This is a genomic window from Glaciihabitans sp. dw_435, assembly GCF_018449675.1.
Classification (GTDB): Bacteria; Actinomycetota; Actinomycetes; order Actinomycetales; family Microbacteriaceae; genus Glaciihabitans.
The window spans coordinates 126,785-150,498 of sequence record NZ_JAAVUZ010000007.1; the positions used below are offsets into that span (position 1 = coordinate 126,785).

At 66.3% G+C, this 23,714-nt stretch carries 20 protein-coding genes; 18 read left to right on the forward strand and 2 right to left on the reverse strand.

What is annotated here, in order from left to right; genetic code table 11:
- Positions 1-67: 67 nt before the first annotated feature.
- From HB677_RS11240 to HB677_RS11270, 7 genes are all read left to right on the forward strand, one after another.
- Complete coding sequence (locus HB677_RS11240; protein WP_213815851.1) at positions 68-3,838, forward strand: AAA family ATPase; 3,771 nt, start codon at positions 68-70, stop codon at positions 3,836-3,838.
- A 141-nt stretch (positions 3,839-3,979) separates the two neighbouring features.
- A complete protein-coding gene (locus tag HB677_RS11245; protein ID WP_213815798.1) occupies positions 3,980-6,271 on the forward strand; it encodes a hypothetical protein in 2,292 nt (763 codons plus the stop codon).
- 18 nt (positions 6,272-6,289) lie between these two features.
- Positions 6,290-7,159 (forward strand): signal recognition particle-docking protein FtsY, encoded by an 870-nt coding sequence (gene ftsY / locus HB677_RS11250; protein ID WP_213815799.1) that lies wholly within the window; start codon positions 6,290-6,292, stop codon positions 7,157-7,159.
- Between the two features lie 2 nt (positions 7,160-7,161).
- On the forward strand, positions 7,162-7,470 hold the full coding sequence (locus HB677_RS11255; RefSeq protein ID WP_213815800.1) for a hypothetical protein: 309 nt from the start codon (positions 7,162-7,164) through the stop codon (positions 7,468-7,470).
- 1 nt (position 7,471) lies between these two features.
- The gene (locus HB677_RS11260) at positions 7,472-7,783 is read left to right on the forward strand and encodes a hypothetical protein (protein ID WP_213815801.1); all 312 of its coding nucleotides are present in this window, start codon (positions 7,472-7,474) and stop codon (positions 7,781-7,783) included.
- Between the two features lie 3 nt (positions 7,784-7,786).
- A complete protein-coding gene (locus HB677_RS11265) occupies positions 7,787-7,996 on the forward strand; it encodes a hypothetical protein (protein WP_213815802.1) in 210 nt (69 codons plus the stop codon).
- 109 nt (positions 7,997-8,105) lie between these two features.
- Positions 8,106-8,507, forward strand: a complete 402-nt coding sequence (locus tag HB677_RS11270; RefSeq protein WP_213815803.1) for a hypothetical protein — start codon at positions 8,106-8,108, stop codon at positions 8,505-8,507.
- Between the two features lie 25 nt (positions 8,508-8,532).
- On the opposite strand, the gene HB677_RS11275 is transcribed toward HB677_RS11270, so the two are convergent.
- A complete protein-coding gene (locus HB677_RS11275; RefSeq protein ID WP_213815804.1) occupies positions 8,533-9,045 on the reverse strand; it encodes a gamma carbonic anhydrase family protein in 513 nt (170 codons plus the stop codon).
- Positions 9,046-9,130: 85 nt separating this feature from the next.
- Here HB677_RS11275 and HB677_RS11280 point away from each other — a divergent pair, with 85 nt between their 5' ends.
- The 7 genes from HB677_RS11280 (at position 9,131) to HB677_RS11310 (ending at position 19,924) form a co-directional block, all read left to right on the forward strand.
- A complete protein-coding gene (locus HB677_RS11280; RefSeq protein WP_213815805.1) occupies positions 9,131-9,670 on the forward strand; it encodes a hypothetical protein in 540 nt (179 codons plus the stop codon).
- A gap of 123 nt (positions 9,671-9,793) precedes the next feature.
- A complete protein-coding gene (locus tag HB677_RS11285) occupies positions 9,794-11,233 on the forward strand; it encodes an HNH endonuclease signature motif containing protein (protein ID WP_213815806.1) in 1,440 nt (479 codons plus the stop codon).
- Between the two features lie 154 nt (positions 11,234-11,387).
- Positions 11,388-12,950: a signal recognition particle protein gene (gene ffh / locus HB677_RS11290; RefSeq protein WP_213815807.1), complete on the forward strand. Its 1,563-nt coding sequence runs from the start codon at positions 11,388-11,390 to the stop codon at positions 12,948-12,950.
- A gap of 177 nt (positions 12,951-13,127) precedes the next feature.
- Positions 13,128-14,309: a glycosyltransferase family 4 protein gene (locus HB677_RS11295; protein WP_213815808.1), complete on the forward strand. Its 1,182-nt coding sequence runs from the start codon at positions 13,128-13,130 to the stop codon at positions 14,307-14,309.
- Positions 14,310-14,353: 44 nt separating this feature from the next.
- Positions 14,354-15,139, forward strand: a complete 786-nt coding sequence (locus HB677_RS11300) for an LLM class F420-dependent oxidoreductase (RefSeq protein ID WP_213815809.1) — start codon at positions 14,354-14,356, stop codon at positions 15,137-15,139.
- 144 nt (positions 15,140-15,283) lie between these two features.
- Positions 15,284-17,818: a hypothetical protein gene (locus HB677_RS11305; protein ID WP_213815810.1), complete on the forward strand. Its 2,535-nt coding sequence runs from the start codon at positions 15,284-15,286 to the stop codon at positions 17,816-17,818.
- A gap of 102 nt (positions 17,819-17,920) precedes the next feature.
- A complete protein-coding gene (locus HB677_RS11310) occupies positions 17,921-19,924 on the forward strand; it encodes a hypothetical protein (protein ID WP_213815811.1) in 2,004 nt (667 codons plus the stop codon).
- A gap of 34 nt (positions 19,925-19,958) precedes the next feature.
- On the opposite strand, the gene HB677_RS11315 is transcribed toward HB677_RS11310, so the two are convergent.
- Entirely contained in the window at positions 19,959-21,095 is a 1,137-nt protein-coding gene (locus HB677_RS11315) for a glutamate--cysteine ligase (protein ID WP_213815812.1), read from the reverse strand.
- Positions 21,096-21,214: 119 nt separating this feature from the next.
- Between HB677_RS11315 and HB677_RS11320 the strand changes: the two genes are divergently transcribed.
- The 4 genes from HB677_RS11320 to rimM all read left to right on the forward strand — a co-directional run bounded on the left by HB677_RS11320 (position 21,215) and on the right by rimM (position 23,668).
- Positions 21,215-22,168, forward strand: a complete 954-nt coding sequence (locus HB677_RS11320) for a DMT family transporter (RefSeq protein ID WP_213815813.1) — start codon at positions 21,215-21,217, stop codon at positions 22,166-22,168.
- 214 nt (positions 22,169-22,382) lie between these two features.
- Positions 22,383-22,805 carry a 30S ribosomal protein S16 gene (gene rpsP / locus HB677_RS11325; RefSeq protein ID WP_213815814.1) on the forward strand — a complete coding sequence of 141 codons (423 nt, stop codon included), beginning with the start codon at positions 22,383-22,385 and terminating at the stop codon, positions 22,803-22,805.
- Between the two features lie 3 nt (positions 22,806-22,808).
- Positions 22,809-23,045, forward strand: a complete 237-nt coding sequence (locus tag HB677_RS11330; protein ID WP_213815815.1) for an RNA-binding protein — start codon at positions 22,809-22,811, stop codon at positions 23,043-23,045.
- Positions 23,046-23,047: 2 nt separating this feature from the next.
- A complete protein-coding gene (gene rimM, locus HB677_RS11335) occupies positions 23,048-23,668 on the forward strand; it encodes a ribosome maturation factor RimM (RefSeq protein WP_307852570.1) in 621 nt (206 codons plus the stop codon).
- Positions 23,669-23,714 lie beyond the last annotated feature (46 nt).

The window sequence follows — 23,714 nt, forward strand, 5'->3', positions numbered from 1 at the left end:
GTGTGCGCGGGGAATGCAACCCCCGCCGGGTCGCGGCGAAGTGACGGAAGACAGGAAGGGCGGCGACGTGTACCTCAAGAGCCTCACCCTCAAGGGCTTCAAATCCTTCGCCCAGCCGACAACGTTCGCCTTCGAGCAGGGTGTCACCTGCGTCGTCGGTCCGAACGGATCGGGCAAGTCGAACGTCGTCGACGCGCTTGCCTGGGTAATGGGTGAGCAGGGCGCGAAGACCCTGCGCGGCGGCAAGATGGAAGACGTCATCTTCGCCGGCACTTCGACCCGCGGCCCGCTCGGTCGTGCCGAGGTGGTGCTGACCATCGACAACTCTGACGGCGCCCTCCCGATCGACTACACCGAGGTCACCATCAGCCGCACGCTGTTCCGCAACGGCGGCAGCGAGTACGCGATCAACGGCTCGAGCTGCCGTCTGCTCGACGTGCAGGAGCTCCTGAGCGATTCCGGCCTCGGACGCGAGATGCACGTCATCGTCGGTCAGGGCCAGCTCGACGCCGTGTTGCACGCGAGCCCCGAGGACCGCCGCGGTTTCATCGAGGAGGCGGCCGGCATCCTCAAGCACCGCCGCCGCAAGGAAAAGACCCTCCGCAAGCTCGACGCGATGCAGGCAAACCTCACGCGCCTGTCCGACCTGGCGGGCGAGGTGCGACGCCAGCTCAAGCCCCTCGGACACCAGGCGGAGATCGCCCGCGAGGCCCAGACCATTGCCGCCATCGTGCGCGATGCCCGCGCCCGGCTCCTCGCGGACGAGGTCGTCACCCTGCGCGAGGCGCTGAACGCCCACGGTCGCAGCGAATCCGAGCGCAAGACCGAGCGCATCGTGCTGCAGGAGCAGCTCGACCAGGCAAAACTGCGCGAGCACCGCATCGAGCAGCTGCAGGTCGGCGACGCCGTCGACATCGCCCGCCGCGTCGCCTTCGGACTCGAGTCGGTGCAGGAACGCCTGCGCGGCCTCTACAGCCTCGCAAACCAGCGGTTGTCCCTGCTCGGCAGTCAGGCGGACACGGCGGATGCCACTCCCGGCGTCACCCCGCAGATGGTGCAGGATGCCCGTGACGAAGCCGAACACCTGACCGAGGCCATCACGGAGGCGGAAGCCGCCTGGCACGAGGCCCAGCTCGCCACAGCGGAAGCCCGCGCGAATCTGGACGGCCTCGACGAGGAGATCGCGCACCAGAGCTCGCTCGTCTCGCGCCACGACCTCGAAATCTCCAAGCTCACGGGGCAGGCCGACACCGCGGCATCCCGCCTCGCCGCGGTGCGCGGGGAGGTGCTGCGCCAGCAGAACGCGCTCGACGCCGCCCTCGAACGCCGCGCCGCCGCGCAGGAGCGCCGGGTCGCCGCCGAGGCCGAGGCGACCCTCGCCGACGCCAGCGACACCGATCTTGACGCCACCTACCAGCAGGCGCAGGGCCAGGTGACCGCCGCGGAGGCGCAGATCGACTCCCTGCGCGAGAAGCTGCACACCCTGGAGCGGGAACGCGACGCGCTGTCGGCTCGCCAGGGCGCACTGTCATCCGCTCTCGATCAAAAGGACGGCTCGAGCGCGCTCGTCGCTGCCCGCCGCCCCGGAATCCGCGGTCTCGTCGCGGAGCACATCCAGGTGCAGCCCGGGTTCGAGGCCGCCGTCGCCGCGGCTCTCGGGTCCCTCGCCGACGCCGTGCTCGCCGACGATCGTGAGGCGGGGCTCGACGCCCTCGCCCATGCGCGCGGAGACGAGATGGGGCGCATCGAACTACTGCTGGCGGACGCCGGCGAGTTCACCGAACCGACTCTCGCGCTGGCGGATGGCGCGGTCAGCGCACTCTCGGTCGTGGAGGCACCCCGGGGCATCCTCGGCATCCTGTCCCGTGTCGTCATCGCGGACGACCTCGACGTCGCCCGGGGGGTCTGGGCGTCGCTGCCCACCGACGGGAGCGCGACCGGGACAACGATCATCTCGCGCTCGGGAGACGTGCTCAGCCAGTTCGTGTTGAGGGGTGGGTCCGGAGCCAAGCGCTCGCGGCTCGAACTCGTCGCGGACCGCGACGCCGCCCGTGACCGTCTTGCCGAGGTCGTCGCGCTCATCGATGACGCACGCTTCGCGCTGGCCGAACAGCGGGGATCGGTGCAGGCGGCAAAGGAGCAGTCGGTGCGGGCGCTCGCGTCGCTGCGCGAGTACGACTCGCAGCTGGCGGCGCAGACGGAACGTCTGAACCGCGCACGCATCCAGGCCGAGGCCCTCGAGGCCGAGGCCGAGCGTCTCGAGCGCGGTGTCGCCCTGGCCGATGAGGCGGTTGCCGACGCCGTGAGTTCGGTCGAGCGCGCCCAGAGCGAGCTTGAGATGGCGAGGTCACGTCCCCGACCGATTCTGGACGCGTCCGCCCGCGATGACGTTGCCGCCGAGGTGGACGCTGCCCGCGAGCGTGAGGTCGAGGAACGTCTGCGCGTGGAGACGGCGCGCGAGCGCGTGCGCGCCCAGCAGGAGCGGGCGACGCAGCTCGCGCGCCAGCTGGACGCCGAGCGTGCCGCGGCCGAAGAGGCTGCCCGTCGGGCGGTGATCCGTCGCCGCCAGGTCGATTCGGCGCAGAGCGTCGTGGAGACCCTGCCGGCGGTGCTGGATTCCGTGGACAGGTCGGTGTCGGAAGCCCGCGTGCAGCTCGCGGCCCGCGAGGCGGAACGCGCCCACCAGAACGAGGAGCTCGCGGAGCTGCGCCGTGGAGAGGCCGCCCTGCGCGACAGGCTTCACTCCGTGAGCGAGACGGTGCACGGGCTCGAGATGCAGATCTACGAGAAGAAACTGCAGCTGTCGTCGCTGCTGGAGCGGGCGGGCGCGGAGTTGGGACTGGTCGAAGACGTCCTCGTCGCCGAGTACGGTCCCGACCAGCTGGTGCCGGACGAAGCACTGCGGGTTGACCTGCAGCCGGAACCGGCGGCGCCAGGGAGCGGGAACCCGGGCGATGACGGCGGCGCAGAGGCATCCACCCCCTCCAATGACGACGAGACCGATGGCGTCGACTCTGCCGAGGACGACGCGGACATTGCAGACGACGCAGCCAGCAGCCGCGCCGCCGAGCGGGCCGCGTTCCGCGCATCGGTCACTCCGGCGACCGGCTCGCCGTACGTGCGCGCGGAGCAGGAAGCACGCCTGGCCAAGGCCGAACGCAAGATGGCCCAGCTCGGCCGGGTGAACCCCCTCGCCCTCGAGGAATTCGCGGCGCTGGAGCAGCGGCACAAGTTCCTCAGCGAGCAGCTGACCGACCTGACGAACACCCGCCGCGACCTGCTGACCATCATCGACGAGATCGACGAGAAGATGCAGGACATCTTCCAGGCGGCGTTCGAAGACACGAAGGCCGCGTTCGGGCAGGTCTTCCCGATCCTGTTCCCCGGAGGTGTTGGCAGCATCTTCCTCACGGACCCGGACAACATGCTCACCACGGGCATCGAGGTCACCGTGCGTCCCGCGGGCAAGAAGATCGAGCGTCTCTCGCTGCTGTCGGGTGGAGAGCGCTCGCTCGCCGCCGTTGCGTTGCTCGTCGCCATTTTCAAGGCGCGCCCCAGCCCGTTCTACATCATGGACGAGGTCGAGGCCGCCCTCGACGACGCCAACCTCGGCCGCCTGCTCGCGATTTTCGAGGACCTCCGCCAGACCTCGCAGCTGATCGTGATCACCCACCAGAAGCGCACGATGGAGATCGCCGATGCCCTCTATGGCGTCTCGATGCGCGCCGACGGCATCAGCGCGGTCGTCGGTCAGCGTGTGGCCAGTGCCGACGCAGGGGCATCCCGCCGCACCGACGCCGTCGTCTCCGACGCTGACGTCGAGGCACGCGCGAGCTGACCCGCGCCACCGATTTTCCCGGACGCGCCCGCTTTCGCGTTTGCTATTTCCGCGGTCCCGGGGTTCTCTTAGTTCTACCGCTGCCGTTACGGCTGACCTGTCAGCCTCGCGCAGCGTCTTTCTCGAGGGGACCACACAGTAATGGCCACATCGCACGCACGCTTCGGCGCCCTCGCAGCAGGCCTCGGCCTGTGCCTGGTCCTGTCCTCGGTGACCGCAACCCTGCCGGCTGCCGCCGCGGGTGTGACGTCCGCCGCCGTGACTGCCGTCGCTCCGAAGCCCGTCGCCTCGGCGACCGACGGATCGTCCGAGACCACGCAGATGGGCAGTTACGCGGACTCGAAGTTCGCCGCGGCAGCGAAGAAGCTCCCCGCGCCGTTGCTGCAGGCCCTCAGCCGCGACCTGGACCAGTCCGGAGCCACCTACCTCGCGCAGGCAAAGGCCGCGACCGATGCCGTGGGCGTCGTCGACTCCCTCGCGAGCGCGGGCGTCGACATCGAGGGCTCGCGCGTCGAGGGCACCAAGCTTGTCGTCAATGTCCGGACAGCGGATGACGCGGCCGCCGTCACCGCCGCGGGCGCCATCGCGGACCGCTCAGCCCCCGAGGTCTTCTCGTCGGCCGGCAAGACCTACTACACCGCCTCCGACATCTACGACGGCAGTGGATATCTCGTGCGCGACTACGACGTCACCCAGTGCTCCGTCGGGTTCACCGGCGTCATCCCGGCCTCCCAGCAGCACACCTTCGCCACCGCCGGCCACTGCCTCGCGGGCACCTCGTCGTCGGCCACCGTGTACCCGGTGAACCCTGCGACCCCCAAGCTGGTGTCGGTACCCAGCCAGATCGGCAGTGAAATGGGTGCCCTGTACCCGGGTTCCGTGGCGTTCGGCGGCGGGTTCGACAGCAGCATCGTCGCGTTGACCTCGACGGCTGCCGTAGCGAAGGCGGCCGTGGCAACCTGGGGCGGCGGCAAGGGCAGCCTGCTCTCCTCCGCACCGCTGGCGGTGCTCGGCCAGACCAAGGCAATCGTCGGTGCGACCCTCTGCAAGTCGGGTAGCCGTACGGGCTGGACCTGCGGCAAGGTCCTCGCCGTCGACCAAACCGTTCACGTGGACGATGGCGAGCCCAAGACCGTTAACTCGATCATCGCCACCACCTGCATCCTCCCCGGTGACAGCGGCGGCGCTGCCGTCATCGGCCAGCTCGCCGTCGGCATCAACTCCACGACCACGAGCGCGACGGACTGCACCGCCCGCGACTACGACGCAGGGTTCTTCCCGATGGTCTCCGCCACCAAGAAGAGCGTTCAGGCCCGCTACGGAGCCGGCTGGGAGCTGTCCGTCGGCGTCCCGACGCCCGTCGTGACATCCAGCGCCGCAACGATTGGCGCGGACGGAATCATCCAGGGCACGCTCTCGAGCGCCAACGCGAACCACACCGTCGAGCTCTACCTCGACGGATCAGCCACCCCGATGGCGAGCGCGTCCGCGGCATCCGGTTCCTGGACGCTGTCGCTGCCCGGCGTCGCCGCCGGCACCCACTCCTACCGGGTCGTCGCGCGCTGGTCCACCTCGTCAGTGTCAAACCCCGTCGTCGGAACCTTCTCCAACTCCGTCGTGCTGCAGAAGATGAGCGCCGGCATCGCGCAGGTCGTCGGAACGCCCCGCGTGGGTGCAACCCTCACCGCCGTCGTGAAGTCCGTGTCGCCCGCCGCGGAGTCGTACTCGTACCGCTGGCGCTCCAACGGTGTGACGGTCGGTGCTAACCGAAGCACGTACATCCCGAGCCCCGGACAAGCAGGCAAGCGCATCGACGTGATCGTGACAGTCCGCCACAGCGGATACGTCGCCCTCATCCGTAACGCCGTGCAGACCAAGCCCCTCGCCGTCGCACCCATGGTCACGTCATTGCCGAAGGTGGTCGGGCCGCCGAACGTCGGTCAGATTTTGCGAGCGGATGTCTCGGCCTGGCGTCCCACCACGGCAACCTTCCGTTACCAGTGGCTGCGCAACGGTAAGACGATCCCGAGGGCGACCCACTCGACGTACCGCCTGGTCGCCGCGGACAAGGGCAAGCACGTCGACGTGCGCGTCTCGGCGACGCAGGGTGGTTATGCCCCGGCCACGAAGACCTCCGTCACCCGAATCCTGACGGCCAATCCGCTGCTCACGAAGTCGCCGGTGCCCCACGTCGTCGGCACACCCGCGGTCGGATCGGTGCTGACCGCGTCCGCCGGAGTGTGGGCTCCGAAGGGCGTTGCGCTGAGCTACCGCTGGCGCGTCAATGGCGTACTGCTCGCGAAGGCGTCCGGCCGCACCTATACGATCCCGGCCGCTGCCCGCGGCAAGGTCATCTCGGTGACCGTGACCGGAACCAAGAAGGGGTACTACCCGGCCAGTCGCACCAGCCCGGCGACTGCACGGGTGCGCTAAGCCTCCTAAGCTGTCTGCATGGCTTCACCGTGGTCTCTGTCCAATGCCCTGCGCGGAATGTTCGCGAAAAAAACTATCGACGACGAAACGTGGACGGACCTCGAAGACGCGCTGCTGTCCGCTGACTTCGGTCCGGACATCACCGACGCCGTCGTCGACGAACTGCGCGCAAACGTCGCCAAGTACAAGACGACGGATCCCGCCGACCTGCGCCGCATGCTCCGCGAGACGCTCGAGGAACGCCTCACGCGTCTCGACTCCACGCTGAAGCTCACCGACCGGCCGGCAGTCGTGCTCGTCGTCGGCGTCAACGGCGTCGGCAAGACGACGACCATCGGCAAGTTCTCCAAGTTCCTCACGAACTACGGTCGTTCGGTTATCGTCGGTGCCGCGGACACGTTCCGTGCGGCAGCGGTTGACCAGCTCGCGACGTGGGCCGAACGCGGCGGGGCATCCATTCAGCGCCCGCAGCAGCAGGGCCAGGACCCGGCGTCCGTGGCATTCCAGACCGTCGAGCGCGCCCAGCGTGAGGGCATCGAGATCGTGCTGATCGACACCGCTGGGCGCCTGCAGACCAAGAGCGGCCTGATGGACGAGCTCAGCAAGATCCGCCGCGTGATCGAGAAGCAGACGACGATCGCCGAGGTCCTCCTCGTGCTGGATGCCACCACGGGCCAGAACGGCCTGTCGCAGGCCGAGGCCTTCATCGAGCACGCGGGAGTCACCGGGCTCGTGATCACCAAGCTGGATGGTTCGGCGAAGGGTGGCTTCGTGCTCGCGGTGCAGGAGCGCACGGGCATCCCGATCAAGCTCGTTGGTCAGGGCGAGGGAATCGGCGACCTCACCGGTTTCACGCCCCACGTGTTTGTTCAGAACCTGATCGGTTAGTCATGAGTGAGAGCGAGCGACCACCTCTCCGCGGTGTTTCGCGCGTCGTCTCGCTGGCCGCCATCACGTTCGCGATCTTTGCGGGCACGCTCTTCATCGTGATCATCGTGTTGGGCAGCGGCGGATCGCGAAGCGTTGCGGAGGTGTTCGGCCCCGTCGCGATAGGAGCGACGGTGCTCGGACTCATCACCGCCATTTGGGCACTGTTCGGTGCACGCACCCGCACCCTCGGCATCATTACGTTGCTCGTCTTGGTGCCCTGCGTGGTGCTGTCTCTACTTCGACTCGTTGCCATGGCATCGGTGGCCTGACGTGGCCGAGACCCGAACGCGGCCCGGCGTTCTTGCCCCGATCCTCACGATCCTCGCCGGGATCGTCGGAGCCGGGCTCCTCTACATCGCCCTCGCGGTGGGCGTCGGCGTCGCGCTGAGTGGGAACGGCAGCGGGGCCGACGGCTACGTGATCATGTTCATCGCCGGCGGACTGCTGGTGCTCGGCACGATCGTTGCGGGGCTGTTCGGACTCCTGCGTTCGGGTCGCCGCGTGCTGTGGGGCATCGCGCTCGGTATCGGACTGGTGCCACTGGCTGTCATCGTTTTACTCGTCATCGACGGCAGGGGGTAGCCCGTGACATCCATTCCTGGCTGGATCGAACTTGTGATCGGAGTCGTCCTCATCGTGGCGGCGATAACGCTGCTGGTTGTCTCGACGTTTCGCACGGCCGCCTTTCGCCGCACCAACCTGAACGACCCGGTGCCGGGAGCGCGCGCCCTCTACGCCGCGGCGATGACCGTCGCCGTCATTGGCCTGGTGCTGCTCTTCTTCGCAATCAACTGACGCGTCATCCCTGCGAAGCCCTCGCGACGTTAGGTAGTACCTCCCGCGACAGCCCGGGTAGTTCGCTCGGCTGACGCGGCTGCCATGTCCGCGGTGGTTGGGTGAATGCATGCCGATCGACTCTCAGATATCCGACCCGTTGCCGCACGACAGGCCCACGGCGTACGCGCCATCGACGGCGATGGTGATTCGCACGCGGATCATGAGATCTCGCCTGCCGTTGACCATCACCAGCCTGGTGATAACCGCGATCGCGCTGGCCATCGAACTGGCCCTGCGATACGCGACCGATCCGACGATCCACCCGTATCACGACAACGACGACATGCCGCTGGGTCGCCTGGGTGTGATGGTGGTCATGTTCACAGCGTTTCCCGCGGGCGCGCTCGTGCTCGTGGTGGGGATCCTGACGGTGTGCCTCCACCGGCGGTGGTGGCCCGCGTGGGTCGCCGCGATCCTCTCCATCGTGCCGCTCGCGGCGATGTACACGGGAAACGTGTTGCTGTTCTAGGCGCCCGGCGGCGCCTCCTCACCGCCTACAGCGTGAGATGCGCCCGGGACAGCTGCACGTAGCCGTGCGCGTTCTGACGAAGCCCCTCCACCTCGTCGTCGGTCAGCTGCCGCTTGACCCTGGCAGGAATGCCCGCGACCAGCGACCGCGGCGGGATGACCGTGTCCTCCAGCACCACGGACCCGGCCGCCACCAGCGACTCGCGCCCCACCACCGCACGATTCAGCACGGTCGCACTCATGCCAATGAGGCATCCATCCTCGATCGTGCAGCCATGGATCACCGCGCCGTGCCCGACGCTGACCCCGTGCCCGATAACGACCGGAGCACCGGCGTCGCAGTGCACCACGACGTTGTCCTGCAGGTTCGAGCGAGCCCCGAGCGTGATCGCGTCCCGGTCGCCGCGCAGAACGGCGCCGTAGAACACGCTGGACTCCTCGCCCAGCGTCACCGCGCCAATGATCGTCGCGCTCGCAGCCACGAACGCTGTGGGATGAATCACGGGGGACACCCCGCCGAAGGGATGAACGGTAGCCATGCACTCAGGCTAGGCGCAGGACAGCGGATGACGCCGCCACCGCAACGGGATATGCCTGCCACCGGCTGCCCAATAGGGTGCCACCATGCCGAATCCGTCCGCGCGCAGACCGAGTCCCTTCGAGGGTGAGCCGGCACCGTTGCCGTCGTCCATCCCGCAGGGCAGCGCTCAGTACGTCGTGCCCAGGCAAGGGGCGGATGTCGCACCCGTGCGTCACGCCGAAGGATACGAGTGGTTCGCACTTCACCTCTGGGCCGAATCGGATGCGACGGAGGCGCACCGGCCCGGCATCGCGTCAGCGGCCACAGATTTTCTCGAGGCTGCCGACACATCCGCAATGCTGACAGGCCGCATCGCACGCCTCGATCGCGTGGCCCGGATCATTGGCGATAACGGTTCGCTGCTCCTCCGCGACGTGGCGCTGTTGAGATCGGCGGCGGTGTTCTACGGCAACGCGCTCATTGAGTGTCTGCCCGAGGCTCACTGGGTGGCTTTCGGTGAGAGGGATCCAGAAGTCTGGATCGACCGTCAGGCAGGCCTCGCTGTTGTCCCATTCGTGGCACGACTGGCGGAAGGCCGGAGCGAAGGTCAGGCGATCATCAGGACGCACTTCGGGCTCGAATGATCGCCCACGTTCCCAGTCCTTCCCAAACTTTTTTGCCACGAGTTATCCCCAGAACCCCCAGAAACGGCGGATTTTGGCGTGATTTGGCCTCGGATTGTCGGCGGCTATTGAAAGCCTTAAGCCATGGAAAACGCCACCCACCCGGTCTTCGGGCTCCTCGAAACGGCCAGCAACTTGCTGGTCGAGGCAGCCGCGTATGCCGTGGGCACGTTTACCGATGACGACCTCACATCGCTGATTTCCCGAACGGAAGAAGCCGGTCGACTGATCGACGCGATGCGTGCCTCCGGCGCGGCAGAGATGGCCGAGCGCTCGCGCTACGAGCTGGGAGACGAGGGTCTGTCGTTCCGACTCGGCCACCGCAAGCCTCAGCATGCAATCGAATCCCTCGCCCGGGTGTCCGAGGCAGAGGCTTTCCGCCGCATGCGTTTGGGGAAGGCGATCGCACCGCGTCAGGTGAGCCCGGGAGTCTTCCTTCCCCCGACCTACCCGGTCGTTTCGGCCGCGGTGCAATCCGGGCGGCTCGGCGTGGAATCCGCCGGTCACATCCTCAAGGCACTCGATGTTTCCGCCCCTCACGCCGATAGCGCCGACCTCGCCGAAGCCGAGACTCAACTGGTGATGGAGGGGCAATATGCCGGCGCCGACAGCATCAAGGTGCAGGCGTCGGTGTGGGTAGCGGCACTCGACCCCGATGGCGCAGAGCCGCGGGACGAAGACATCCGATCCCGCCGAGGTTTCTGGCAGTCGCGCGGCAAAGATGGAATGACAAAGAATGTGTGGATGACCGGACCGGTCGAGACCGCCCGCATCAACGAAATCCTCATCGAAGCCGACAAGGCATCCATCCCGCGTTTTCTCTCCGAGGAAGACAGGGCACAAGGGTCGACCACCGTTCCCGTCGATGACGGTTCCGGCGACGAGCGGGTGGAATTCGTGGCGGATCCCCGAACCCGGGCTCAACGCCACAGCGATGTGTTGTTCGGCATGCTCGGCGCTGGAATGCGGGCAAGCGCCGACGAGACCGGCGGTGTGCGCAGCACCACGACAGTCCTGGCAGTTGCGACCGTCGCCGACCTCGAAGCCGGTATCGGAACGGGGTGGATCGACACGGCAGAAGAGCCTGTCTCCATCGAGACCATCAAGGAGCTCGCCTGCAGCGATGGCTACCAGACGATCCTCCTCGGTCGGTTTGGCGAGGTTCTCTATCTCGGCAAGAAGCCCCGGCTGTTCTCCCCGGCTCAGGCCAGGGCCCTCGCGGTGAGAGACGGAGGGTGCTGCTGGCCAGGGTGCCCCGAACCACCCCGACGGTGCGAACCCCACCACGTGATCGAATACCAATACGGCGGGCCAACCGACATCAACAACGCGATGTTGTTCTGCGAAGCACACCACCACATGCTTCACCGATCGGCCTTCACCGTGAAGATGGTCGACGGGCGACCCGCCCTCATCGCCCCACCTTGGCTGGATCCCCAGCAGGAACTGCAGCCACTGGGTAAATCCCGGATCCAGCTGACTTCCAGCGTGAGATCCCGCCTCAACAGCAAGCGGCGGACGTAATCCGGTCCGCAGTACCCGTGTGCCCACTCGCCCTTCGTCGCTGCCGCTACGGGCGCGGATTTCGCTCACGGCGTGCGCCCGGAGCGCACCCGGCGCCATATCCAGACCTGGTCGTCAGCCAGCCTCGTCACCGAGCGGTTAAACTAACTGCACCATGGCCAGTTTCGGAAACCTCTCAGATCGCCTCTCGGCAACCTTCAAGAACCTTCGCGGCAAGGGCAAGCTCAGCCCCGCCGACGTCGACGGCACCGTTCGCGAGATTCGTCGCGCCCTGCTCGACGCTGACGTCGCGCTCGAGGTCGTCAAGGAGTTCACGGGCAAGGTCCGCGAGCGTGCCCTCGGCGACGAGGTCTCCAAGGCACTCAACCCCGCGCAGCAGGTCGTCCAGATCGTCAACGAGGAACTCGTCACGATCCTCGGTGGCCAGCAGCGCCGCCTCGAATTCTCCAAGCAGCCCCCGACGATCATCATGCTCGCCGGTCTGCAGGGTGCCGGTAAGACGACGCTCGCCGGCAAGCTCGCCAAGTGGCTCGCCAAGGACAACCACACTCCGCTGCTGGTCGCGGCCGACCTCCAGCGCCCCAACGCCGTCACCCAGCTGCAGGTTGTCGGCGAGCAGGCCGGAGTGCCGGTCTTTGCTCCCGAGCCCGGCAATGGCAAGGGAAACCCGGTCAAGGTTGCCAAGGACGCGATCAAGTTCGCGAAGGACAAGCAGTACGACGTTGTCATCGTTGACACCGCCGGACGGCTCGGTGTCGACGCCGAACTGATGAAGCAGGCCGCGGATATCCGCAAGGCCATCAACCCCGATGAAGTTCTCTTCGTGATTGACGCGATGATCGGTCAGGACGCTGTCGCGACGGCAAAGGCGTTCCAGACCGGCGTCGACTTCACCGGCGTCGTGCTGTCCAAGCTCGATGGCGACGCACGCGGTGGTGCCGCGCTGTCCGTGGCATCCGTCACCGGCCGTCCCATCATCTTTGCCTCCACGGGTGAGGGCCTCGACGACTTCGAGCCCTTCTACCCCGACCGCATGGCGAGCCGAATCCTCGACCTCGGTGACATCCTGTCCCTCATCGAGCAGGCCCAGGAGGCCTTCGACGAGGAGGAGTCGCGCAAGGTCGCCGAGAAGTTCATGACCGACAGCTTCACGCTGGAGGACTTCCTCAGCCAGATGCAGCAGCTCAAGAAAATGGGCTCCATCAAGAACATGCTCGGGATGATCCCTGGCGCCCGCGGTATGCGCGAACAGCTCGAGAACTTCGACGAGAGCGAAATCACGCGCACCGAGGCGATCATCCAGTCGATGACTCCCATGGAGCGTCGTCAGCCCAAGGTGCTCAACGGTTCCCGTCGTGTTCGCATCGCCCGCGGTGCCGGTACGACAGTGACCGAGGTCAACGGCCTCGTGAACCGCTTCGAGCAGGCGGCCAAGATGATGAAGACCGTAGCCAAGGGCGGAATGCCCCAGGTTCCCGGAATGGGGCCGATTCCCGGCGCGAAGTTCGGCGGCGGCAAGGCGAAGCCCCAGGCCAAGAAGGGCTCGAAGTCGGGAAACCCCGCCAAGCGTGCCGCGGAAAACGCGGCGCTGGCGGCCGGCACCAAGCCCGGGACATCCGAAGCTCCCGCCGGTTCGGGCTTCGGACTCGCAGGCAAGAAGTCTGGTGGACCGACCGAGGACGAGCTCGCGTCGTTGCAGAAGTTCCTCGGCCGTTAGGCGGCACGCTCGACGCGGAAGGCGCGTTGGCAATTCGCGGTGGTCGGAAACAGTGTGTGTCGATCCCTATCCGAGGTGAGTGCATCTCAATAGGATGGGCGACCACAGACGTTGTCCCGGATTCGAGCGCGCCCTAGGCTCGCAGGGACTCCTCGCACGCTGACGGAAGGCATACCCGTGCGCCTTGTTTTCGCCATCACCGAGCCGCACATTCCCGATGCCATGGGCGGGGGAGTGCTCGACATTCATCAGCTGTCGAGGGCTCTGGTCGCGGCCGGACACCGGGTGGATGTATTTGCGGCGCTGGCAGGTCACGGTCGCCTCCTGCCGTACCGGGCGCGGCAGTTAATGTCGCGGTCGAGTGTCGTGCGCCGCGTCGACGACGCCAACGGATACCCCACCACGCGTGTGCTGCGCGACAAGATGGGTTTTCTCGTCGCCGATCGAATGCTGCGGGATGCCCCGGACGTGCTCATCCTTCAGGGCACCGATTTCGTCCACCTGGTGACGCCCGCTCTCTCCCGGGGTGTCGCCGTCATCATCCGGATCGTCACCGCCGAGAGCGCGGACGAGCTGGGCCAGCGGGCTCTCACCTCGCCGATACTGGACGGTCAGCTGCGACATCCGCTCGTCTCGATCGTCAGCAATTCCGCGTTCGTTGCCGCCCGGGTGGCCGATCAGCTGGGCGTGACATCTCCGGTCATCTACCCCTACATCGATATCGAGCGATGCATCGCGCCCCGGCGACAGGTCGTCACCGGGCGTGCTGCGCGGGGCACGCCCGTGAGCGGGTTCGTGACTCTCGTGAATCCCACGTCCCTCAAGGGCGTTGACGTGGCGCTGGCCGTCGCCGCGCTGCTTCCCGAGTGCCGTTTCCTCTTTCTCGAAGCGTGGCATCTTCCCGCGGTTGAGCGCGCCGAACTGGTGCGGCGGGTCGACCTGCTGCCCAACGTCGAGATGCGCCCGCAGACGGACGACATGGCCGCGGTGTACGCGGAAACTGCCGTTCTTTTCGTGCCGTCTCAGTGGGAGGAAGCGTTCGGGCGGGTCGTGATCGAAGCCGCGGCGAACGGTATTCCCGCCGTGGCTAGCCGCATCGGCGGCCTCCCGGAGGCGATGAGTGACGGTGGCGTTCTGCTGGAGTCGACCGAGCAGCCTGAGCACTGGGCGCGGGGGATCGCGCGATTGCTGTACGACAGGAAAAAATATGCGGATGTCTCGGAGCGCGCGATGACGCACAGCCGGAGCCCGCAGTTCGCCGCGGAAGTCGTACTGGCGCAATTCCTCGACGTGGCATCCCGGCTGACGGCTCCCGCGCGCGACGTGGTGGAAGAGCCGACCGAGCCCCGCCAGGTCTGACGTCGTGCTGGGTTATATTCGCTGCCCGGAATAAGCTGCAGGACATGACAACCTCTCGTCCCGTACGCATTGGCGTGCAGATTCAGCCCCAGCACGCCCTGTACCCGAGCATCCGGGACACCGTCTCGCAGTTGGAGGATCTCGGCGTCGACATCCTCTTCAACTGGGACCACTTCTTCCCGCTGTCCGGAGAGCCGGAGGGTCTGCACTACGAGGCCTGGACGATGCTCGCCGCGTGGGCGGAGCAGACCAGTCGCGTCGAGTTCGGCACGCTCGTGAACTGCAACAGCTACCGCAACGCGGACCTGCAGGCCGATATGGCCCGCACCATCGATCACATCAGTGGTGGCCGCTTCATCTTTGGCACGGGTTCCGGCTGGTTCGAGAAGGACTACGACGCCTACGGCTACGAGTTCGGCACTGCCGGACAGCGTCTTGACGCCCTCGCCGCAAACCTGCCCCGCATCGAAGAGCGCTGGACGAAGCTCAACCCGCCGCCGCTCCGTGACATCCCCATCCTCATCGGCGGCGGTGGAGAAAAGAAGACCCTGAAGATCGTGGCCCAGCACGCCGACATCTGGCACAGCTTCGCCGACGTGGAGACCACGAAGCACAAGCTGCAGATTCTTGCCCAGCACGGCGAGACTGTGGGGCGCGACGTGAGCGAGATCGAGATCTCCACACAGATCGACAGCCGCACGGATGCCGAAGCGGAGGAGTACCTGAAGCTCGGTGCAACGCTGTTCACGGTCAGCACCGGTGGCCCGGACTACTCCCTCGAGAGCACCAAGAAGTGGCTGGCGTGGCGCGACCGCGCCAACGGAAAATAGTCCCGGGCGATACCCCAGTAGTGGGGCGCGATTGCTCTCGGTAGCGGTGTAGACCGAATTGTCCTCCGCGGCCTGATACATTCACTCAATCGGCCGACCTTGCCGTTTGTTATGAATCGTGTTTGTGTCGTGAAAGTCGTGTCGATGAGTCGTTACACCCGCCCTGCCCGTCGTTCTGGTTGGGGCCGTCTGACGACGCGCGCCGTGGCCCTCGTTGTGGCCGCAGTTCTCGCGGGAGCTACCGGTGTAGTCGGCACTTCTGCCGCCGTCGCCGCGACTCCCGCTGCCGCGTCCCCGGGTACCTTCACCGTCGTCGGCACCGTTCAGGCCGAGGCCCGCACGGGGGTTACCGTGACCCCTGCCGTGTGGGATCCCGACTCGGAAGAGTGGACCGCGGCAGCGACGTCCGTCGCGGTGAACGCGACGACGGGTGCCTTTGCGTTGAAGCTGCCGGCCGGGTCATCCCGCTACACGATCTTGTTTGAAACGAAGCGCATCCCGTTCCTCAACACGTACCTCGGCGGCGGCACCTCGGCACCCGAGGACGACACCCTGGGGAAGTCAGTCTTCTCCGGAGCAAAGGGCACCACCAAGACGATCGCCGAGGTCAAGCTCGTCCCAGCCGGTGTCATCGAAGGCGTGATCACCGACGTCGCGGGTGCGCCCATCGTCGGCGGAATCGTTTCCGGAACGCCGGTCGACGACGATCTCGACTATCCGGCAACCACCACCACGGCTGCCAACGGCAGCTACTACCTCCCGGTCAAGCGCAACGTCCCCATGTACGTCTCGCTCTCCGCTGAGAAGTACGAGGACACCTACTACCCGGGGACCGAGGACGGCAATGCCGCGACGACGCTGTCGACTACGTCGGCCAATTCGTTCCACCTCACCGGCGTTGACCTGACCGTCAAGGGTTCGCGTCCGTCGGTAGTCGGAGCGTTCGGTGACCTCTCGGACGAAAGCCTCACCCAGGAACAGTACGACGCACTCCCGACCGCACACGTGTACATCTACCCGGTGGTGAACGGCACGGTGTCGTCGATTCCCGCGCAGACGTCCGGAGATGATGTCGAGTTCGAATTCGACGGGTTGAACGACGGCGATTACATGATGGCGTTCCGCGATACCACGACGAACGCCTGGATTCCCGCGACGTCGAACACCGGAGCCCCCAAGATCGGCAGCGCCGTGTCGGGCAATGGATGCCTCGTGCCGCTGACCCTCGTCCGCGGACACGATGTCGACCTGGGTGTCATCAGCCTTGGTGCGACCGCAACGACCCCGTGCACCGCGCCCTGGGGAACCGGCGCCGTCTTCTCGGGCAAGGTCACCAACATGACGAAGGGTGCCGCCACTACCGCCGAATTGTTCTACGCGACCTCCGTCAATGACATCGTCGATGTGGACATCGCCACCGTCAGCGCGACGGGAACCTACTCCTTCTCCGCAATCACGACCGCGGGCAGGTACTTCGTGCTCGTGACGGCCGGCCGGGATGCGCCCTACTTCGACACACTCCAGGGTGGGTACAGCACGTCGAACGACGTCGCCGCGCAGGTCGTTTCCCACGCACCGAAGGTTGCCGCCAACACGGCGTCATCCGGCAATGACGTGACGCTGATCCCCGCCGCGATCGTGACCGGCAAGATCACCGGAGGAGGCAAGCCGCTCGAGGGCGCCTACGCGTTGATTAGCCAAATTGACTCCGCCGATGACGGCGACTCGCTGACGTACGATTCCACGGCTACAGACGCGGCCGGACGATACCTGTTGAAGGTGCGGACGGGCAGCAACTACGCGATCGCGGCCGAGGCTGATGACTACAGCACCCAGTACTTCGATGGCAAGGCCACTCTCGACGATGCGACCCTGGTCAGCTTCGCAAAGCCCGGGAAGGATCCGCGGAGTTTCAACTTCGCCATGAAGCCGCTTTCGCCGACGGTGAGCGGCATCGTCGTCACCTTCCCGCTGACTGCGAACGAGCTGCCCGACAGCGTGGCCCCCGTCAAGAACCTCAGCGCAACCTTGTATCGCAAGATCGGCGGCTACTACAAGAAGGTCGCTACCGAGCTTGCACCCGCGATTGAAGAGCTTGGCAACTCGATCCAGTTCCCGGTGGCGGGAGCCCCCGCTCTGGTCGCGGGTGACTACCACGTGCGTTTCTCCGTGGGCACACGGTGGATTCCCATGTCCCAGTACGCCACCCCCGCCACTATCGATGAGCCCACAAACGGTCCCGCGTGCTTCATTCCAGTGAAGTTGGGAGCGGCGACCCAGGAGTTGGTTTACGCCTCGCTCGACCTGAAGGACACGAAGACCAAGTGTGCGGATGAGCCGGTCAAGAAGCCGATCGTCAGCACAGGGTCATCCGCATCCAATCCAGCAGTCATTTCGTGGCCCGCGGACCCCGCCGTGATCATGGCGCCGTCCGTGACGTCGACTCCGACGCCCACCGCGACGCCGACGCCCTCGGTCACCCCGACGGTCACTGCCGAGCCGACTGACACTGCCGAGCCGTCCGAGACCGCATCGGAAGCGCCCGTCGCCTCGCCGCAGAACACTTCGGTGTCCGGCAACCTGGCGTGGATCTACGTGGTCGGCGGCCTCATCCTCGCCGCGATCATTGCCGCACTGATCATCATGGTCGCGCGTCGGCAGGCCGCCGCGGGCAAGTAGGAGCAGCTGGCGCGGAGTCACGACTCTCAGCTGATACATTCTCACCAACGCGTTACCTTGCGTTTTGTTATGTGTCAGTTGTGAGTCGTGAAAGTCGAGCCAATGAGCCTTCGCATCAACACCTCCCGTCGGCCCGGGGGCGCTCGCCTGATCACGCGGTCGTTCGCTCTGCTCGCAGTGGTGGCCCTCGCCAGCACGACGGGGGTGCTCGGTGCAGCTGCGACGACGTCGTTCCCGACGACCGGAGTGGCTCGCGCGTCAGTCCAACCGACGTCGACGGTATCGGGGTACTTCGACGCCGTTGACGACGAAGAGGAGAGCGACCTTATCGCCGGGCCCTTCACCGGACCTACGAACGTCCAGGTCAGCATCTACGCCCTGACGGACGGCGTCGTCTCGTCTGTCCCGGTGCAGGCGTTCCCATCCGGCGACTCCTTCGAGTTCGACGAGCTCGCACCGGGCGACTATGCGATCGCCTTCCGTGATGGCGACACGCACGCATGGGTGCCAGCGCTCTACAACAACCTGAGTCCACAGGTCGGCAGCATGTTTCCGGGCGGATCAGTTGCGGGCGACGGATGCCTCGTGCCGCTCACCCTCACCCGTGGACACGACATCGACCTGGGCTTCTTCCGCCTGGGTGACACCGCGAAATCCGTCTGCACTGCGCCCTGGGGAACCGGCGCCTCGTTCTCCGGATCGGTGACCGGATGGGCCAAGGGCAACGCCACCGAGGTTGGACTCTACTACGCGACGGCGGCCGATACGGCTGTCGAGGTCGACAGGTCGGCGCTCAGTTCCACGGGAACTTACTCGTTCCCATCGGTAACGCGAGCTGGCCGGTATTTCGTGGCCGTAACGGCCGGCGAGACCGCTCCGTACTTCGATACGGCGCAGGGTGGGTATCCCTACGACCAGTACGAATGGGCGTACGGCTCCTTTGGTGAACCCAGTGACCTCGAACAGGCCGTCGCTCATGCCCCACTGCTCGCGGACAGCGTGGCGTCGCCCGGCAATGACGTGACGCTTATCGGAGCGGTCATCGCGCGCGGAACCGTAACTGCCGGCACCAAGCCCTTGGCGGACGCCGAGGTTTCGGCGTATCACGGCAAGGTCGATCAGTCCGCCCGGGAGTCGGCCTACACCGATAAGTCCGGTCACTACGCGGTCAAGATCCACCCCGGGGCGAAGCTCACCCTTGGTGCCGCAAAGTCGGGCTTCTATACGCGGTTCTTCCCCAACACGGAGAACGAGGCAAAGGCAACACCCGTCGACTTCCTTATTCCGGGTTTCGATAAGCGCGCATTCAACTTCTCCCTGCGACCGACGGTGACCTCACTGATCGGCACCGTGAGCCCGTACCCGCTCAACACCCTGGTGGCGGGAGGCGATCCGGATCCGCTCAAAGGAATGACCGCGACCCTGTACCGGAAGTCCGGCGCCTCCTGGAAGAAGATCGGTTCGTCCCCGTCAGCGTTGGTGCCAGCCGAGGGGTACCGGATAGGGTTCCCCCTTGCCGGGTCCACCCTTGCTGCGGGCGACTACCACCTGCGCTTCTCCATCGGGTCCCGCTGGCTGCCCATCACCGGATACCGCTCCGACGACGACTACACGACGGTCGATGGACCCATGTGCTCCGTCCCGGTGACGCTGAAAGCGGGAACCCCGAAGGTCATGACCGTCGCGGTCGACTTCTACCGCGACACGACGGCGACGTGCACGGATGAGTCGACTCCCGCGTCGACCGTCGGCGCAGGGTCATCCGGTTCCGGCACTGGGTCTGCGTCTGGAGTCGGGGCCACTGGCGACGGTGGTCCGGTCGACAGTTCGCTGCTCACCGATGTGGGAGCGACCGGGGCGGGCACCGTGGTGATGACGCCATCGCCGGGAGCGGGCAGCACGCCGACACCCACCGACGCAGCCACCGGCGCTCCCGTTCCCTCTCCGAGTCTGTCGGCGGCCGGGCCGGAGACGGCGGCTCCGGTCGTCGCGTCGGCAACCGGGGGTCTCTCGTGGATCATTCTCGCCGGGGGGATCGTGCTCGCCGTGATCCTGGCAGGGCTGATCGTCATGGTCGTGCGACGTCAGGCGTCCGCGGGCAGGTAGCTCCGCCTACTGGAGCCTGAGGCGGGGTGGCCCGTTACCGCAGCCCGTCGCGGAGTTCTGCGACGAGCGAGGACACCACCGACCGCAGGTTTCCGTCGTTGGCCGCCGCGACCGCGAGCTGCCGCTGGTAGCTGGCGCCGCGGTCGAGGATCGTGCTGAGTCCCATGAGCTCGTCGAGGCAGCCAAGCCGACTGGCGATGGGCTCGAGGCGGGTCAGCAGGGCGAGAAGGTCATCCGCAACCAGCTGCTCGTCGCCGGCCGCGTTCTGGATGATGATGGCGTCCATTCCATACCGGGCGGCACGCCACTTGTTCTCCCGCACAAACCAGGGCTGCATGACGGGGATCTCTTCGCCGTTGTCGAGGGCGGTGGAGAACTCCTCTACGAGACACTGGGCGAGGGCGGCAAGGGACGCGATCTCGGCGGTCGTTGACACGCCATCGCAGTACCGCACCTCAAGCGTTCCCCACTTGGGGGAGGGGCGCAGGTCCCAGCGCAGCTCCGAGTGGTCGTCGATGACGCCGACGTGGGTGAGGTCGCCCACGAGTTCTTCGTACTTGTCCCAGCCGGTCAGCTGCGGGGGTAGCCCCGCCGTGGGCAGCTGCTGGAAGATCAGGGCACGGCTGGAGGCGTACCCGGTCGCCTCGCCCGCCCAGAACGGACTCGACGCCGAGAGCGCCTGAAAGTGCGGGTAATAGGTGAGAAGGCCGTTGAGGATCGGCAACACCTTTTTCTTGTCCTCGATGCCGATGTGCATGTGCACACCCCAGATCAGCATCTGCCGACCCCACCACTGCGTGCGGTCGATGAGCGTCGCGTACCGCTCGTGATTGGGCGTGACATCCTGTTCAAACCACTGGCTGAACGGATGCGTGCCCGCGCTCATCAGGTCGACGCCCATACCGTCGGTGACGGTGCGCACGCGATCGATCATGTGCGACAGGTCACCCACCGAATCGCGGATCCGGTCGTGCGGACCGCTGACGACCTCGACGGTGTTGGTGAGCAATTCTGCGGTGACCTGCGGGAATACGCCGTCCTCACCCTCGCCGAGCTTTGCCAGCACCTCGGGGGCCGCGGGGGTCAGCTCTCCCGAGTCGTGATCGACGCAGGCCAGCTCCCACTCGAGACCGACGCTGGACCGAGCGGATGACACAAATTCGATCTCCATCCAGCGATTGTGGCAAGTATTCGATCGCCGCGGGTGACATTCGGTCACAATCCGTAGGACCCCTGCCATTCACCCGCCACGGGAGCCGGGGATGTGGGTGGTGCGCGCTACCGTAAAATATGACTCCGGATGCCCCGGTGACGCTCACGTCGTCGCCCACAACCTCCTCCGCCCGGCCCACCCCCTGGGTACTGATCGCGATCATCGTCACTGTGCTCGCCTGGGCAACGGCGTTCATCGTCATCCGTGGCACCGCCCCGTATTTCACCGGTGGGGGATTAGCTCTCGCCCGGCTCCTCGTGGGGTCGGTTCTGCTCAGCCTCGTGCTGATCGGCCGCACCTGGGTGCGCCCCACGGCGCGCGAGTGGCTGCAGATCATCATCTTCGGAGCCGCGTGGTTCGGTGCCTACAACGTTGCCCTCAACACGGCCGAGCAAACCCTCGACGCCGGAACGACCGCCATGATCGTCAACATCGGGCCCATCCTCATCGCGCTCGGCGCTGGGCTGTTCCTGGGTGAGGGCATCCCCAAGTGGCCGGCAATCGGCGCGGGGGTGGCCTTCGTTGGTGTCGTGCTCATCGGTATCGGCACAAGCGCCAACACGGGATCTGCGGGCTTCGGGGATGGCACGGGAGTGCTGTGGTGCCTCGTCGCCGCCGTCACCTACGCGGTGGGCGTGCTGTTTCAGAAGCCCGTGCTTCGCCGCCTGCCTGCATCCCAGGTGACCTTCCTTGGCTGCGTCATCGGCATGGTGGTGTGCCTGCCGTTCGCGGGTGACCTGGTGCGCGATGTGCAGCATGCCCCGCTGCCCGCGATTCTGGGGGCCGTGTACCTCGGCGCCGTTCCCACCGCGCTGGCGTTCAGCACGTGGGCGTACGCCCTCGCGCGCATGCCTGCCGGGCGGCTCGGGGTGACGACCTACGTCGTACCGCCGCTGGCCACGATCCTCGGGCTCATCATCTTTGCCGAGGTGCCGGCGGCGCTTGCCATCGTCGGCGGGGTGGTCTGCCTCGTCGGCGTGGCCCTCAGTCGCCGCACCACGCGGGTGAAAAGCGGGGTGGTCGCTTCGTAACCGCGCTCCGTGGCATCCGCTTGCCAGATCCGGTCCCTGTTTGGGGCCCTGTGGTACCCAAACCGTGACTTTGTCTGGCAGAATAGCAAGTTGAGTCCTCCGGTACCCGACCCTCTAATCAGGTCCGGAACGATTCCCCTAGAGCTTTTGTGCCGAGTGTGCCCCCACGCTCACGGCTAGCAGTTCGCCACCCAAACATTAATTCAGGAGAATTGTGGCTGTAAAGATTCGTTTGAAGCGCATGGGCAAGATCCGTGCACCGTACTACCGCATCGTCGTTGCCGACGCGCGCAACAAGCGCGATGGCCGCTCGATCGAGGAGATCGGCAAGTACCACCCGACCGAGGAGCCCTCGTTCATCGAGGTCGACTCAGCTCGCGCGCTGTACTGGCTCTCCGTTGGCGCTCAGCCGTCCCCGCAGGTCGAAGCCATCCTGAAGCTCACGGGCGACTGGGGCATCTTCAAGGGTGACAAGGACGCCAAGTCCACCGTCAAGACCAAAGAGGCCAAGGTCGCTTTCGTTGCTGACGAGAAGAAGAAGCCTGTTCTGAAGCCGAAGGCTGAGAAGCCGGCTCCCGTAGTTGAGGCACCCGCCGAGGTCGAAGAGGCCGACGCAGCCGAGACCACCGAGGCGTAGCACGTGCTCGCAGCCGCTCTCGAGCACCTCGTCAAGGGGATCGTAGATAACCCCGCCGAAGTGCAGGTAGTAGCAAAGAACTCCCCTCGTGGCGAGGTCCTTGAGGTGCGCGTGCACCCCGAGGACCTCGGTCGCGTTATCGGTCGCGCTGGTCGCACCGCGAAGGCTCTCCGTACCCTTATCACGGCCCTGGCCGATGGCAAGCGCGTGCGCGTCGACGTGGTCGACACCGACTTCTAACGGTGGCTACCGAAAAAGCTGCGGGCGCTGGCCGCACGCAGCTTCGCATCGGTCGTCTCACGAAGGCGCACGGCCTCAAGGGCGCGCTGAAGATCGAGCTATACACGGATGACCCGGAACGACGTTTCGTTCCGGGCGCCGTGTTCTCGCTTCAGGTGCCGACAGGCCACGCCTGGCACGGCAAGACCCTCGAGCTGATCGAGATGCGCTGGTACAACAGCCACGCGGTCGGTTTCTTCAAGGATGTTCCCGACCGCAGTGCGGCCGAGACCCTGGTGAAGGCGATCCTCTGGGTCGAGCAGGACGCGGCAGAGCTTCCCGAAGAGGAAGACGCCTGGTACGACCACCAGCTGGTCGGACTGACGGTAATCCGCGATGGCGCCAAGGTGGGCACGCTCACCCAGGTCGACCACTTCCCGGCGCAGGACCTGTTGACGGTGAAGACCGACAACGGCGATGTGCTGGTGCCGTTCGTGAAGGCGTTCGTCTCCGCGGTCGACATCAAGGCGGGTACCCTCACCGTGACGCCGCCGCCCGGGCTGTTCGAGCCGCTGCCGGACGACGCTCCGGAAAACGCTCCCGAAGCCGGCATTCCTGCCGACATCGAACTCGACGAGAAGTAACACTCCCGTCGCTCAGAGGCGCCCCTGTGGTCCCGGTGTTCGCACC